At 68.2% G+C, this 14,658-nt stretch carries 14 protein-coding genes and 1 pseudogene; 7 read left to right on the plus strand and 8 right to left on the minus strand.

All coding sequences use genetic code 11. The features are described 5' to 3' along the window. The 3 genes and pseudogenes from ABZ345_RS42135 to ABZ345_RS42145 all read right to left on the minus strand — a co-directional run. Nucleotides 1–200 (minus strand): annotated as a pseudogene (locus tag ABZ345_RS42135) (SAM-dependent methyltransferase); the annotation flags it as partial. A 406-nt stretch (nucleotides 201–606) separates the two neighbouring features. Next, nucleotides 607–2,067: an MFS transporter gene (locus tag ABZ345_RS42140; RefSeq protein ID WP_359860562.1), complete on the minus strand. Its 1,461-nt coding sequence runs from the start codon at nucleotides 2,065–2,067 to the stop codon at nucleotides 607–609. Nucleotides 2,068–2,077: 10 nt separating this feature from the next. Further along, nucleotides 2,078–2,833 (minus strand): GntR family transcriptional regulator, encoded by a 756-nt coding sequence (locus tag ABZ345_RS42145; RefSeq protein WP_359860597.1) that lies wholly within the window; start codon nucleotides 2,831–2,833, stop codon nucleotides 2,078–2,080. 223 nt (nucleotides 2,834–3,056) lie between these two features. On the opposite strand from ABZ345_RS42145, the gene ABZ345_RS42150 reads away from it, so the two are divergent. From ABZ345_RS42150 to ABZ345_RS42170, 5 genes are read left to right on the plus strand one after another with little or no spacing between them, the layout of a single operon-like run. Continuing rightward, on the plus strand, nucleotides 3,057–4,331 hold the full coding sequence (locus tag ABZ345_RS42150) for a sugar ABC transporter substrate-binding protein (RefSeq protein ID WP_359860563.1): 1,275 nt from the start codon (nucleotides 3,057–3,059) through the stop codon (nucleotides 4,329–4,331). A gap of 10 nt (nucleotides 4,332–4,341) precedes the next feature. After that, a complete protein-coding gene (locus ABZ345_RS42155; RefSeq protein WP_359860564.1) occupies nucleotides 4,342–5,340 on the plus strand; it encodes a sugar ABC transporter permease in 999 nt (332 codons plus the stop codon). Further along, nucleotides 5,340–6,158, plus strand: coding sequence for a carbohydrate ABC transporter permease (locus tag ABZ345_RS42160; RefSeq protein WP_359860565.1), 819 nt, complete (start codon nucleotides 5,340–5,342; stop codon nucleotides 6,156–6,158). Before ABZ345_RS42155 ends, ABZ345_RS42160 begins: the two co-directional genes overlap by 1 nt. A gap of 3 nt (nucleotides 6,159–6,161) precedes the next feature. Beyond that, a complete protein-coding gene (locus tag ABZ345_RS42165) occupies nucleotides 6,162–7,580 on the plus strand; it encodes a glycoside hydrolase family 3 N-terminal domain-containing protein (RefSeq protein WP_359860566.1) in 1,419 nt (472 codons plus the stop codon). Then, nucleotides 7,577–8,620 carry an SIS domain-containing protein gene (locus ABZ345_RS42170; protein WP_359860567.1) on the plus strand — a complete coding sequence of 348 codons (1,044 nt, stop codon included), beginning with the start codon at nucleotides 7,577–7,579 and terminating at the stop codon, nucleotides 8,618–8,620. Before ABZ345_RS42165 ends, ABZ345_RS42170 begins: the two co-directional genes overlap by 4 nt. An 80-nt stretch (nucleotides 8,621–8,700) precedes the next feature. Here the strand turns inward: ABZ345_RS42170 and nagA are convergent, their stop codons facing one another. Then, nucleotides 8,701–9,900 (minus strand): N-acetylglucosamine-6-phosphate deacetylase, encoded by a 1,200-nt coding sequence (gene nagA, locus ABZ345_RS42175; RefSeq protein WP_359860568.1) that lies wholly within the window; start codon nucleotides 9,898–9,900, stop codon nucleotides 8,701–8,703. 200 nt (nucleotides 9,901–10,100) lie between these two features. Between nagA and ABZ345_RS42180 the strand changes: the two genes are divergently transcribed. Next, nucleotides 10,101–10,775 (plus strand): FadR/GntR family transcriptional regulator, encoded by a 675-nt coding sequence (locus tag ABZ345_RS42180; protein ID WP_166045434.1) that lies wholly within the window; start codon nucleotides 10,101–10,103, stop codon nucleotides 10,773–10,775. Here the strand turns inward: ABZ345_RS42180 and ABZ345_RS42185 are convergent. Continuing rightward, nucleotides 10,761–11,639 carry a LysR family transcriptional regulator gene (locus ABZ345_RS42185; RefSeq protein ID WP_359860569.1) on the minus strand — a complete coding sequence of 293 codons (879 nt, stop codon included), beginning with the start codon at nucleotides 11,637–11,639 and terminating at the stop codon, nucleotides 10,761–10,763. The genes ABZ345_RS42180 and ABZ345_RS42185 overlap by 15 nt on opposite strands. A 71-nt stretch (nucleotides 11,640–11,710) precedes the next feature. On the opposite strand from ABZ345_RS42185, the gene dapA reads away from it, so the two are divergent. Then, entirely contained in the window at nucleotides 11,711–12,568 is an 858-nt protein-coding gene (gene dapA / locus ABZ345_RS42190; RefSeq protein WP_359860570.1) for a 4-hydroxy-tetrahydrodipicolinate synthase, read from the plus strand. Here the strand turns inward: dapA and ABZ345_RS42195 are convergent. Genes ABZ345_RS42195 through ABZ345_RS42205 form a run of 3 tightly spaced genes read right to left on the minus strand, consistent with a single transcriptional unit; the run spans nucleotide 12,565 to nucleotide 14,656 of the window. Further along, nucleotides 12,565–13,395 carry an amidohydrolase family protein gene (locus ABZ345_RS42195; RefSeq protein WP_359860571.1) on the minus strand — a complete coding sequence of 277 codons (831 nt, stop codon included), beginning with the start codon at nucleotides 13,393–13,395 and terminating at the stop codon, nucleotides 12,565–12,567. The genes dapA and ABZ345_RS42195 overlap by 4 nt on opposite strands. Continuing rightward, a complete protein-coding gene (locus tag ABZ345_RS42200; RefSeq protein ID WP_359860572.1) occupies nucleotides 13,392–14,348 on the minus strand; it encodes an aldo/keto reductase in 957 nt (318 codons plus the stop codon). Before ABZ345_RS42200 ends, ABZ345_RS42195 begins: the two co-directional genes overlap by 4 nt. Further along, complete coding sequence (locus ABZ345_RS42205) at nucleotides 14,345–14,656, minus strand: L-rhamnose mutarotase (protein WP_359860573.1); 312 nt, start codon at nucleotides 14,654–14,656, stop codon at nucleotides 14,345–14,347. The genes ABZ345_RS42200 and ABZ345_RS42205 overlap by 4 nt, the downstream gene beginning before the upstream one ends. Between the last annotated feature and the right edge of the window lie 2 nt (nucleotides 14,657–14,658).

Raw genomic sequence — 14,658 nt, forward strand, 5'->3', positions numbered from 1 at the left:
GTGAACACCCGCACGCCGTACCAGGCCCGCACCGCCATCTGCCGTCGGATGAGCGAGGCGGTCAGGTCGTCGAGGCGATCGGCCCTGGCCGTCACACCGATCCGGTTGTCGTAGGACGAGCTTTCGAACGCCCGCCGCGCCGCGTCCCAGTCGCCGAGCGCACCTGGCCGAATCGCCGACGCGTCGCATTGTGCAGCCATCAGCGGCGACGCACAGCTGGGACCGCTCCGAGTCGTCCTGCGGCGGCGGGTGGCCCGCACTCGCGCGAAACACCCGCGCGCCGGGCACCCATCGCGTTGCCGCTGCCGGCCGGCTGTCGCGAATCGGAGCCTGTGCCTTGCCCGGCTGGTGCCACGCCTCTCACCTCCTCATCGCAGTCGCCTGTCGGCCGCACCCCCGCGCTTCCGCATATGCGGGAGAACGCACAACGGTGTTTCGGGACATTCGATACCCGTGTGGGTGTGGGCAACCCGAAGCTGTCACAACCACATGACGGCCGCGCGGCCGGATCAGGACAACTGACACTCGATCGGGCGACAACGCTCGACGCGCGATCGCAGCTCGTCGCCTGGTCCGCCGACGCTCACGTCCCCGCCGCGAACCCGGTCACGAGCGAGCGTGTTCACCACCGGACCGGATGTGGGTCGGCGGGCCTTCCACCCCGCAGTGCAGGCAGTCGCCGGGGTGCGGGTTGTCGGGCTGCTCGTGCTCCGTGGACAGCACCTCGTTGTCCACGCCGATCGCGAGCACACCGCCGATGATCGCCGCGACCGCGCACAGCACGAGCGCCATCTGCCAGCCGTCGGTCATGACGGCCGGGTTGGTGTAGTCGTCGCCCACCAGGCCGACGGCGGCGGGCAGCACGGCCATGGCGAGCAGGCTGCCGGTGCGCGCGACTGCGTTGTTGACGCCGGACGCGACACCCGCGTGGTGATCGGGCGCGGACGCGAGCACCGTCGCGGTCACCGGGGCGACCACGGCGGCCAGGCCGAGACCGAACACGATCACGCCGGGCAGCACGCCCGTCACGTAGTTCGCGCCGGGTGCCGCGTTGCGCAGCAGGAGCATGCCGAGCCCGATCACGATCGGGCCGATGACGAGCTGCCAGCGCGGGCCGTAGCGTTGCGCGATCTTCCCCGACGTCGAGGACGCCAGCAGCATGATGATCGTGATCGGCACGCTGGCCAGGCCCGACGCGGTCGGCGAGTACCCCAGCGAGATCTGCAGCTGCATGACCAGCAGCACCATCACGCCGCCGAGGGCCGCGTAGACGAGGAACGTCAGAACGTTGGAAAGTAGGAATGTTCGATTGTTGAACAATTCTACGGGGACCAACGGGTCGGCGGACCGCTTCTGCAACACCCCGAACGCCACCATGGCGAGCACTCCGAGGATTGTCACAACGTAGGATTGTTCAACAATCCCACCAGTCAACAAGGCGAGACCCAGGGCCCCGACCAGCGCCGACAGGTAGTTGGGGTGCCCAGCGGACTCGTCACGGGACTCGGGCACGACCCGCAGCGCGAGCCACACCACGAGAACGGCCACCGGCAGGTTCACGAGGAACGCGAGCCGCCACGACCACGCCTGCACCAGCAGGCCACCGACCAGCGGCCCGATGGCGGTGGCGACGCCGGAAAGCCCGGACCACGCGCCGATCGCCCGCGACCGGTCCTCCCGGTTGAACGACGACTGCAGGATCGCCAGCGCACCCGGCGTCAGCAGAGCCGCGCCGACCCCCTGCAGCACGCGCGCCGCCACGAGCACCGGCACCGACCACGCGGCACCGCACAGCAGCGAGGCGACGCCGAACCACACGACGCCGATCACGTAGACCTTGCGACGCCCAAACCGGTCACCCAGTGATCCGGCGATCAGGATCAGCGAGGCCAGCGCGAGCAGGTACCCGTTCAGGATCCACTGCAGATCGGTGACCGAGGCCTTGAACTCGGCACCGATCCGGGGCAGCGCGACGTTGACGATCGTCCCGTCGAGCATCGCCATGCCCGAACCGAGGATCGTCGTGGCCAGCACCGCGCGGGCGCGCGGTGTCCCCCAGGCGATCATGCGCGGCCGATCAAGACGGCCTGTTCAGCGTGGCGACGAACTTGTACCGATCACCCCGGTACACCGACCGCACCCACTCGATCGGGTTGCCCTCGGTGTCGAACGAGTGCCGCGACAGCAGCAGCATCGGCAGCCCGATGTCGGCGCCGAGCAACTCCGCCTCCTCCGGTGAGGCCAGCGCGGTCTCGATCGTCTCCTCGGCGTGGCCCATCTCGACGCCGAACCGCTCGGACAGCACCTGGTACAGCGAGGCACCGGGCGCCAGGTAGCGGCGAAGCCCGCGGAACCGGCCGAGTGCCAGGTGCGTTGTCTCGATCGCCATCGGCTCGTTGTCGGCCAGACGCAGGCGGTGCAGACGCAGGACCTTGGCACCGGGACGCACGCCGAGCAGCCGCGCGAGCTCTGCCTCCGCGGGCATCTCAGAAGCCTCGATCAGCTTCGACGACGGCACGCGGCCCTGAGCGCGCATGTCCTCTGTGTACGAAGACAGCTGCAACCTCTGGGCGACCTTGGGTTCCGCCGCGAAGGTGCCCTTTCCCTGCACGCGGAGCAGCCGGCCTTCCACCGTCAGCTCGGCAAGCGCCTGGCGAACGGTGGTCCTGGAGACGTCGAACTCCGAGGCCAGCGACCGTTCCGTGGGGATCGGCGAACCAGGCGGCAACGCCCTCAACAGGTCGAGCAGGTGCCGCTTGAGACCCCAGTACTTCGGTTCGCGTTGTGCACGCGTCCTGGCGTCCACGCCTGATGCAGGCGTCGTCTCCAGCATGGCCTCCTCCTCGCACTCCACGTCACGCACCACAAGGATGCCTTGTCCGTGTCGTTTCGTGCGTTCGAACCCCCGCCAATCGACACGAAATTGGTCGGACGACTCCGCAACGCTTTGGCAACGTGCTTGACAGGAGCAGTGACGCGGCACACGCTGTTCCACATTGGTCTACACCACTTGGGCGTTCCGGCCGAGGGGCCGGGCTTGCTGAAAGGGCGCGACTGTGAAGGGCTGGAGAGGACTCGCTGCTGGTGCCGCCGCACTGGCAGTGGCCGTGTCGGGATGTGGCACGAGCACGAACAGCGGTAGCGGCACGGAGACCAAAGAGATCACCGTGTGGCTCATGGACGGCTCCGCGCCGACGACCCTGACCGACGCTCTGAACAAGGAGTTCGAGAGCGCGAACGGCATCAAGGTCAAGTACGAGGTCCAGAAGTGGGGCGGCATCCAGGAGAAGCTGACCACGGCACTGGCCAGCAGCACCCCGCCTGATGTCATCGAGCTCGGCAACACCCAGACGGCGAGCTTCGCCGACCAGGGCACGCTGATGGACCTCACCGCGGACGCGAAGCAGTTCAACGAGTCCGAGTACCTCGGTGGTCTCAAGGACTCGCTGACGCTGAACGGCAAGCAGTACGGCGTGCCGTTCTACGCCGCGAACCGCACCGTCATCTACCGCACGGACCTGTTCCAGGCGGCCGGCATCGCGCAGCCGCCGACGTCGCGGGCCGAGTGGATCGACGCGATCAACAAGCTCAAGGCCGCGAACGCGTCCAACCCGGACTTCCAGGCTCTCTACCTGCCTGGTCAGTCCTGGTACTTCCTGCTCTCGCTGATCTGGGACGAGGGCGGCGACGTCGCCACGCAGGACGGCGGCAAGTGGACGAGCAAGCTCGACTCGGCGCAGTCCAAGGCCGGCTTCGAGGCCTACAAGGCGCTCTACGACGCCTCGGCCGCCAAGAAGGCGCCTGCTGACACCGACGAGGCGAAGCCCCAGCAGATGGAGGTCTTCGGCACGGGCAACGTCGGCATGATGATCGGTCTCCCGTGGGAGCTCGCCGGTGCCGTCAAGGCCAAGCCGGACCTCGAGGGCAAGACCTCGGCGTTCGCGATCCCGTCCAAGAAGGCCGGCACGTCCGCGCCGGTGTTCCTCGGCGGCTCGAACCTCGCCATCCCGGCGGCCAGCAAGAACGGTGCGGCGGCCAAGAAGTACCTGGCGCTGCTGTCGTCCAAGAAGTACCAGGAGCAGCTCGCCGCCGGCGGCTCGGTTCCCGGCACCTCGAAGGACACCGCGAAGCTCGCCACCACCCCGCTCGGCAAGGCCATGGCGACCTCGTCGCAGAACGGCAAGGTCACCCCGGTGACGCCGAAGTGGGCGGCCGTCGAGGCGGGCCAGAACCCGCTCAAGGACGCGCTGACCGCGTACCTGTCCGGCGCGAAGACGCTGGACCAGGCGACGAAGGACGCCAGCGACGCCGTCACCAAGGCAATGGGCTAGCCCAGCTGAGATGACGGCCGTCAAGACGACCGAAACGGCAGCGCCGGCCGGGGGCAACACCCCGCCGGCGCTGCCGCCTGCCGTGACGGGTGGCGCCCGCAAGCGCCGCCGGGGCGGTGCCTTCGACCGGGCGCTGCCCTACCTGCTGCTGGCTCCGGCGCTCATCGCGATCCTCTGGCTGATCGGGTTCCCGGTCGTCTCGGTCTTCGTGACGAGCTTCCGCCAGCTCAACCTCGGCGAGCTGGTCCGCGGCGAGATCGTGTGGACAGGCCTCGACAACTACGTGACGGTGCTGCAGGACGAGCGCTTCTGGACCGTGACGCTGCGGACCGTCGCGTTCACTGTCGCCGTCGTCGGCGTGTCGGTGGGCGCGGGCCTGCTGATCGCGTTGCTGATGCGCAAGCTCACCCCGTGGGTGCGGACGCTGCTGCAGGTCACGATGCTGTGCGCGTGGGCGATGCCGATCCTCGCGTCCGCGACCGTCTACATCTGGATGTTCGACCAGAACTACGGAATTCTGAACAAGACCCTGGTGCAGCTCGGTTTCTCGCAGTTCGCCGGGCACTCGTGGTTCGGCACCGGCACGTCGACGCTGACGGTCATCGGCCTGCTCATCGTGTGGCAGGCGATCCCGTTCCTGGCGTTCTCCCTCTACGCCGGACTCGTCGGCATCCCGCGCGACCTCTACGAGGCGGCGGGCATCGACGGCGCGACCGGCCTGCAGACGTTCCGCGCGGTCACGTGGCCGGAGATCAAGTCGCTGCTGCTGATGGTGACGTTCCTGTCGACGCTGTGGGACTTCAAGGTCTTCGCCCAGATCTGGGTGATCAAGGAGGGCGGCCCGAGCGGTGAGAGCACGACGCTCGCCGTGCTGCAGTACCTCGAAGGCATCGCGAAGAGCCACTTCGGTGTCGCGGCCGCGATCAGCGTGCTGATGATGCTCATCCTCGGCCTGATCACGTTCCAGTACCTGCGCAGGCTGCTGCAGACCGAGGAGGGCAAGATCTGATGCTCAAGAAGTCCGCGGCGAACCTCGCGGGTGTCGCACTCGCGTTGTTCTTCCTCTTCCCGACGTACTGGATGATCACATCCGCGTTGAAGCCCAAGGGCATGACGATCACGTCGGACTACGACCTCGTCCCGTTCGTGGTGACGTACTCGAACTTCGTCACCGCGTGGACCAAGCCGGGCTTCCTGTCGTCGCTGGGCAACAGCCTGCTCGTGACGCTCACCGCGGTGCTCGCCGCGATCGTCGTCGGCATCACCGCGGCGGTCGCCATGGCCCGCTTCTCCTTCCGCGGCCGCAAGAGCTTCGTGCTGCTGATGCTCGTCGCGCAGATGGCACCGTTCGAGGCGTTGCTGATCCCGATGTTCCTGATGATGCGGGACCTCGGGCTCTACGAACACCTGACTTCGCTGGTGCTCGTGTACTTCGCCGTGACGCTGCCGTTCTGCGCGTGGACCTTGCGCGGCTTCGTGAACGGCATCCCGGTCGAGCTCGAAGAGGCCGCGATGGTTGACGGCTGCGGCCGCTGGGGCGCCTTCCAGAAGGTGACCCTGCCTCTGCTGGGCCCCGGTCTCGTCGCCACGTCGGTGTTCGCGTTCATCACGGCGTGGAACGAGTTCCTGTTCGCCAAGGTGCTGATCCGCAGCCAGGACAGGGAGACCCTTCCCGTCTGGCTGTCCGGTTTCCAGACCGCGTTCGGCACCGACTGGGGCGGCGCGATGGCCGCCTCCGTGCTCTTCACCGTGCCCGCACTCGTTTTCTTCCTCATCGTCCAGCGCAAGATGGTCGCCGGTGTCACCGCCGGTGCTGTGAAGGGATGACACGTGGATCAGTTGGCCGCTGCCGTTCTGCTGCCCGGATTTCACGGAACGACCGCCCCCGACTGGTTGCTGCGGCGGGTCGCTGACGGCCTCGGCGGCGTTGTGCTCTTCGGGCGCAACGTCGTCGACGACGCCCAGGTGACCGCGCTGTGCGGTGAGCTCCGCTCGGTGCGCCCGGACGTGGTGATCGGCATCGACGAGGAGGGCGGCGACGTCACGCGTCTCGACGCGGGCCGCGGCTCCGAGGTCCCCGGCAACCACGCCCTGGGCGCGGCGAACGACCTGGACCTGACCCGTTCGGTGGCCGCGTCCATCGGTGCCCGCCTCGCCAAGTGCGGGATCTCGCTGAACCTGGCGCCGTCCGCCGACCTCGTCCTGACCCTGGACGACCCGATCATCGGTGTCCGCGCGTTCGGCTCGGATCCTCAGCTGGCCGCTCGTCACGTGGCGGCGTGGGTCGAGGGTCTCCAGGCCGTGGGCGTTGCCGCGTGTGCCAAGCACTTCCCGGGCCACGGAGCGTCCACTGAGGACTCTCACGAGCAGCTCCCCGTTCTCCCGCGCACCGAGGAACAACTCCGCGCGGTCGAGCTCGTGCCGTTCCAGGCGGCGGTGAACGCGGGCGTCCGCTCGATCATGACCGGCCACCTCGTCGTCCCCGAGTGGGGCAGCGCGCCGGTGACGTTGAACAAGCACGCCATCGACCTGCTGCGCACCGAGCTCGGTTTCACCGGCGCGGTGATCACCGACGGCCTGGACATGAAGGCGGTGGGCGGCGACCTGGCTCACGGCGCGGTGCGCGCGCTGGCCGCCGGTGTGGACGCCCTCTGCCTGGGCGGAATGGCGCTCGACGACACCGATCTGCAGTGGCTGATCGACTCGATCGTCGCCGCGGTGAAGTCCGGTGACCTCTCCGAGGAACGCCTGACCCAGGCAGCCGCGCGTTCGCTGGCCCTCGGCCTGCCACCGTCCACAGTCGACGCTCACGACGCCGAGATCGGTCTCACAGCCGCTCGACGTGCGGTGGAGGTCCGCGGCCGGGTTAGTGTCGGTACCGACCCGGTCGTCGTCGACCTGGTCGTGGACCCGTCGATCGCCGTCGGCGACGTCCCGTGGGGCCTAGGCCCCTACCTGCGCGAGGTGCTCCCCGGCACCGAGGTGATCGCCGCCCGCGACATCTCCGCCGACGAAGTTGCGAAAACCGCGGGCGACCGCACGATTGTCGTCGTGACCAGGGACGCCCACCGCCACACCAGCGCTCGACAACTGGTAACAAACTTAACTAATCTGGGCTCGGACGTGGTGCACGTAGAAACCGGCGTGCCGGGTCCGGACCTGGGCAGCGTCGCCCGCATCGACACCCACGGCGGTTCTCGGGTGAGCCTCCGAGCCGCGGCCGAGCTGATCCTGAAAGGCACGACATGACCACGCCCCAGCCAGGCCGGCACATGGCGGCGGAGATCGCCGAGCAACCGTCGATCTTCTCTTCCCTGTACGCCAACCGCGCCTCGATCGCCGAGGTGGCCGCGGTGATCCGCTCGCGAGCCCCGCGCTTCGTGCTCTTCGCGGCCCGCGGCTCCAGCGACCACGCCGCGATCTACGCCAAGTACCTCACCGAGATCCTGCTGGAACTCCCGGCCGGCCTGGTCTCCGCCTCGACCACGACGTTGTACGGCGCCGAGCCCGACCTGCGTGACGTGCTGCTGGTGACGGTGTCGCAGTCCGGCGGCTCCCCCGATCTGCTGGAGGTCACCGCCTCCTACCGCAGGCGCGGTGCGTTGACCGTGGCCGTGACCAACACGGCCTCCTCCCCCCTGAACGCGGCCGCCGAACTGTCGGTGGACGTCTCCGCGGGCGTCGAACACGCCGTCGCCGCCACCAAGACCTACTCGGCCACCCTGCTGGCCCTCTACCTGCTGATCGACGCCGTGCGCGGCGGCAACGGCGAGGCTGCCGCGTCGTTGGGCGACCTGGCCCAGGTGACGCTGGACCAGTCCGCTCCGACCGTCGAGGAGGCCGTGCGCCGGTACCGGTTCGTGGACCGCGTCCTCACCACGGGCCGTGGCTACTCCTACGCGACCGCCCTGGAAGCGTCTTTGAAGCTCGCCGAGACCTCATACCTGGCCGCCCGCGCGTACAGCGGCGCCGACCTGCTGCACGGCCCGGTGGCCGCGGTGGACGGCGAGACGGCGGTCCTGGCGATCACGTCCCTGGGCAAGGGCGGCGAATCGCTGCGCGACGCACTTGACGTGGTGCACCAGCGCGGTGCGGACGTCGTGGCGGTCGGGTCGGCCTCCGAGAAGATGGGCGCCACCCTGTCCATCGCCATCCCGGAGACGGCGGAGGAAGTGGCCCCGGTGCTGGAAATCCTTCCCGTGCAACGCCTTGCCTACGGGTTGGCACTTGCACGCGGCGGTGACCCGGACAGCCCGCGGGGCCTGAACAAGGTCACCCGCACGCTCTAGTCCGAGACTGTCAGACCGGCTGAGTACGTTGAAACGCAGGGGTTCCCAGTTCAAGGGGACCCCTGCGTCAGCGTTGAGCCCTACTGGCCCGCGGTGGCGTATCCAGCGGAAACAGGCCGCGCCGGCACCTCGGCGTCGAACACGACCTGACCGTCCACCCACACCTTCTTCGGGCGCAGGTCGTCGTCCCACCACACCAGGTCCGCGACAGCACCCGGCGCGAGACGACCGAGACCGGACTCACCGATCACCTCGGCCGGCACGATCGTGGCCGACGCCAGCGCATCCGCCACGGGCACTCCGACGGACACGATGTTCCGCACCGCGCGGTCGAGCGTGAGCGCCGAGCCGGCGATCGTGCCCTCCGGCGACCGCGGCACGCCGTCCTCGGTGAGCAGCACGTCGGCCCCGCCGAGGTGGTAGCGGCCAGGCGGCATCCCAGCAGCGGCAACGGCATCGGTGACCAGAGCAACCCTGGCCCCTGCGGCGTTGAACACCAGGCGGCACACGTCCGGCCCCACGTGAGCCAGGTCCGCGATCAGGCCGAGCGTGAAGCGTTCGTCGACCAGCGCCACGCCGGGCACGCCAGGTTCCCTGTGCCCCAACGGCCTCTGCGCGTTGAACAGATGTGTGACCATCCGTGCCCCGGCGTCGGCGGCCGCACGAGTCTGCTCGCCGGTGGCATCGGAATGCCCGACGGCGACGAGCACACCCGCCTCGACGAGCCGGCGCACGGCTTCCAGACCGCCCGGCTGTTCCGGCGCCAGCGTCACCATCCGCAACGCGCGCCGCAGCGCGTCGTCCTCGAGCAATGCGGAAATCTCGTCAGGCCCCGGCTCGACCATGAACGAGGGGTCGTGCACCCCGGCCCGCTTGGGCGACAGAAAAGGGCCCTCGAGGTGCACGCCTAGGGGGCGCGCTCCCACTCCGTCCGGCAACGCGGCCGAGGCGGCGAGCACGGCGCGTGCCTGCCTCAGGACCACGTCCACCGGCGCGGTGATCAGCGTCGGCAGGAAGCGGGTCACACCGGTGGACGGCAGTGCTTCTGCCACGAAGCGCATGCTGTCGGCGTCCACCTCGGCGAAGTCGACGCCCACGGCGCCGTTCACCTGGACGTCGACTAGCCCTGGTGTGAGCAGTCCGCCGGACAGGACCTCCGCGCCGGGTGGTGCCTCACCGGTGGTCACCTCGACGATGCGGCCGTCCCTGATCCGCACCGAGGCAGGACCGACGATCGTGCGACCGAGCAAAGCGCGCGGTGCTGCGACAACGGCGTCCAAGATCCCTCCTAGAATGGTCCAGACCATTATGGCGACAACACGGGTTCCCGTCACCTGTAGTTAAGAGATAACCATCTTACAACCCAGTCGGTGAATCATGGCCGTTCCGACCGGGATGCACGAAGGGTGCGCGGAAGATGAACATCCGTGGCGCATACTGGTCATCAGACATCCGAGGTCTACAACGAGTTGAGGGTGCCGTGGCAGTCACTGACGATGCGATCCTGCGCGTCAAGGAGATGATCGTTTCGGGCGAGCTCAAGCCCGGCGACCGCCTCCCGCGTGAGGCTGACCTGGCCGAACGTCTCGGTCTGTCGCGCAACTCCCTGCGCGAGGCCGTGAAGGCGCTGTCACTCGTCCGAGTGCTCGACGTCCGCCAGGGCGACGGCACCTACGTCTCGTCACTGCGCGCCGACGACCTCCTCGGCGCCCTCTCCTTCGTCCTGGATCTGCACCGAGGCGAAGATTCGGTGCTCGAAGTCCTCCAGGTCCGCCGCATCCTCGAGCCCGCCGCCGCCGCGATGGCAGCCCAGCGCGTGGACCCGGACGAGATCATCAAGCTGCGGGCGCTCTGCGACGCCGCCGAGTCCGCGAAGTCGGTCGAAGAACTCGTCGAACACGACCTCGACTTCCACCGCGCCATCGCCCAGTGCTCGGGCAACGCCTACCTGGCCCAGCTCCTCGACACCCTGGCCGGCCCCACCGTCCGCGTCCGCATCTGGCGCGGCATCACCCAGTCCAACGCCGTCGACCGCACGGTCGCCGAGCACCGCGCCATCGTCGACGCACTGGCCGCCCACCAGCCGGAGCTCGCCCGCAGCTGGTCCACGGTGCACGTGGCCGGCGTCGAGCAGTGGCTTTCAGACCTGGCGTAGCTGCTCCAGCACCGCACGCACGGCGGGCTGCCCGTCCGCCCGATGCCGCACCACCGCCGACACGGTCCGGAACACCTGCTGCGTCAACGGCCGCAACGCTACGCCAGGCCTCCGCGCCACCGACGGCACCAAAGCAACGCCCAACCCAGCCTCGACAAGCCCGCACATAACGCCAAAATCATCGCAATAAGCCTGCGCCCGCGGCACGAACCCAGCAGCACCACACGCCCGTTGGGCCAGCTCGTGGCACGAAGCATCGGTGCGGGGCATGATCCACGGCCGATCAGCCAGCAACGCCAGATCCACGGAATCCTGCTGCACCAACGGATCCGACAAAGGCAAAGCAACGTTCACCGGCTCCACGAACAACTCGAACGACTCGCAGGACTCGGGCAGCGAGCGCGGCATGATGTTGTACGAGTGGATGACCGCGATGTCGATGTCCCCGCGCCGCAACGCGGGCAGCGACGCCTCGGGCTCCATCTCGTGCACGAAAAGCTCCACATCGGACCCGTGCGCCGAACGAAGCACCTGGATCACGCGCGGCAGCAACGCGGCGACGGACACGAACGCCCCGACGCGCACCACACCGGAAACAGACGTCCGCAGCGAAGCCAGATCTGCCTCCGCCGCGGCCAGCTGATCCAGAACCAGCTGCGTGTGCGCGGCCAGCACGTGCCCGGCGCGCGTCAACACCAGCTTTCGCCCCTCCCGCTCGACGAGAGCAACCCCGGCCTCGCGCTCCAAAGCAGCCAGCTGCTGAGAGACCGCCGGAGAGGTTACGTGCAGAGCCTCGGCAGCGGCCGTGACCGTGCCGTGAACCGAGAGAGCGTGGAGCAAACGCAACCGTCGCACATCCAACACAAAGCTCAGCTTAACGTTCCGAGCAGAACTTCTAACTGGAACTTTGCATAAACCAGAGCCAAGCTTGAGTCATGTTCGGACGAGTGCTGGTAGCGATGGTCACCCCGTTCACCCCCGACGGTGACCTGGACATCAAGGGTGCGCAGGAGCTGGCGGCGCACCTCGTCGACAAACAACAAGTGGACGGACTGGTCGTCAACGGCACGACCGGCGAGGCGCCCACCACGACCGACAGCGAAAAAGCCCAGGTCATCAAGGCTGTCGTGGAAGCCGTCGGTGACCGCACCAAGATCCTCGCGGGCGTCGGCACCAACTCCACCCGCCACACCATCGAGCTCGCCCGTCAAGCCGAGGAGAACAGCGCCGACGGCCTGCTCGTGGTCACGCCGTACTACAGCAAGCCCACGCAGGAAGGCGTCGAGAACCACTTCAAGCAGGTGGCCAACGCGTCCGGACTGCCGGCCCTGCTCTACGACATCCCCGGCCGCACGGGCACGGCGATCGAGACCGACACGCTGATGAAACTCGCTGAGCACCCGCGGATCGTCGGCGTGAAGGACTGCAAGGTCGACCTGCTGGCGACGGCCAAGGTCATCGCCGAGACCGGGCTGGACTTCTACTCCGGCAACGACGAGCTGATCCTGCCGCTCTACTCGATCGGTGGCGTCGGCACGGTCAGCACCGTCGGCCACGTCGTCGGCAACGAGATCAAGGCGATGCTCGACGCCTACGACGAGGGCGACAACAAGGAAGCGCTGCGCAGGCACCAGGCCATGCTGCCGGTGATCACCGCGATCATGACCCGCGAGCCCGGTGCCGTCGCGGTCAAGGCCGCGCTCAACCTGCTCGGGCTGCCGGCGGGCCCGGTCCGCGAACCGCTCGCCGAGGCCACGCCCACCCTCATCACCGAGCTGAAGGCGCTGTTCTAAAGCGCGTACACCCGGCGAGCAGTGCCGGCGAAGATCGAGGCCTGCTCGTCGGGTGACAGCTCCGACACCAACTCCTGAGCCGCCCCAAGCCATTCGCCATACGAAGCCGCCAGCAAGCACACCGGCCAGTCCGAGCCGAACATCAGGCGATCCGCACCGAACGCGTCGAGCACGACCTCGAAGTACGGGCGCAGCAAAGCGACGTCCCACGACTTCCAGTCAGCCTCGGTGACCAGCCCGGACAGCTTGCACGTCACGTTCTCGTGCGCCGCCAACGACCGCATGAGCTCGGCCCACTCACCGACATGGCCACCGATCTCGGGCTTCGAGCAGTGGTCCACCACAAAAGAAACCTGAGGCAGCGCCGCCACGGTCCGGCGCGCGGCGGGCAGCTGATGCGGCAACGTCAGCAACTCGTAGATCAGGCCGTGCGCCCCGACAGCGGCAAGCCCGTTCCACACGTCCTTGCGGCACAACCACTCCGGGTCCGGCTCACCTTGCACCTGATGCCGGATCCCGCGCAGCCACGAGCCATCAGGACCACCCGTCAACGACGCCAGCGCGTCGCCCACGGCGGGGGAAGTCAGATCAGTCCAGCCCACCACCGCGCTGACGACGTCCGAAGAAGCCGCCACCGCCAGGAACTCCGGCGTCTCCTCCGGCACGCACACCGTCTGCACCAGCACGGAAGCGGAAGCCTCAGGCGCCGCCGCGATGAAGTCCGGTTCCAGGAACGACCGCCGGATCGCGCCCATCGGCGGATCGGTGATCCAGTCCTGGTCACGAACCGACAGGTCCCAGAGGTGGTGGTGAGCGTCGACGATCACGGCGTCGGAACCTCCGGGTCGATCAGGTTCAACGCCTTCAGCTCGTTCCACAGGTCCGCGGGAATCGAAGCCGAGAAGTAGGCGGCGTTCGAGTTCATCTGCTCAGCCGTCCGAGACCCGATCACCACCGACACCACGGCCGGATGCCCGAGCGCGAACTGGATCGCCACCTCCGGCAACGTCACGCCGTGCCGCTCGCACACCGCCGCGATGGAACGAGCCCGCTCCACCAGCTCCACAGGCGCGTCGTCGTAGTTGTACTTCGCATCAGCGGCCACGACGGGCTTCGACAGCAGCCCGGAGTTGAAGACGCCACAGGCCACCACCGAAACACCGCGCTCAACGCACGCGGGCAGGAACGAGGCCAGCGCAGGCTGCTCCAGCAACGTGTACCGCCCGGCCAGCATCACCACGTCGATGTCGGTCTCGCGGACGAACCGCTCCGGCATCTCCCACTGGTTCATGCCGACGCCGATCGCACCGACGACACCCTGCGACCGCAGCTCCTCCAGCGCCGGATAAGCCTCACCGACGGCGGACGCCCAGTGGTCGTCCGGGTCGTGGATGTAGACGATCTCCACCCGGTCGGTGTCCAGACGCTCCAAAGAGGACTCGATGGACCTGCGAACACCATCCGCCGAGTAGTCCCGAACGCGCCGGAAGTGACGAGGAACCGCGAAGCCCTCGTCGTCGAGCCCGGAGCCGTCGAACGGTTCCAGCAACCGCCCGACCTTCGTGGAGATCACGTACTCGTCGCGCGGACGGCCTGCCAGAGCGACGCCCAACCGCCGCTCCGACAGGCCGAGGCCGTAGTGCGGCGCGGTGTCGAAGTACCGGACTCCGGTCTGCCACGCCGCCTCGACCGCACCGAAGGCCTCCTCGTCGGAGATCTCCCGGTACAGGTTTCCGATCGGCGCGGCGCCGAAGCCCAGACGAGATACAGCAACCTTCACGGCAGCTCCCACACGAGTCGCACATCGGGTTCAGCGCCGGAGTAGTCGTCCTCGACCTCCAGCAGCTCTGCCATCCGAGCCTGCCACGGAATGTTCGCCGGGTGAGTGGCCAAATGGGCCCTCATCGCCTGGTAGTCGTCCACCTCGACGAGGTGGAACAGCTCGCGGCCGGACCTCCAGATCCGCCACGAGTGCACCCCGGCCTCGCGCAAGGCGCCGTCCAGTTCCAAAGGAATCGTGGCGTGAACGCGGTCGTAGTCAGCCTCGCGGCCGGCCTTGAGACGCGTGTGCAGCGCGACGGTCTCCACGG

It is taken from the genome of Lentzea sp. NPDC005914 (genome assembly GCF_040629405.1).
GTDB lineage: Bacteria > Actinomycetota > Actinomycetes > Mycobacteriales > Pseudonocardiaceae > Lentzea.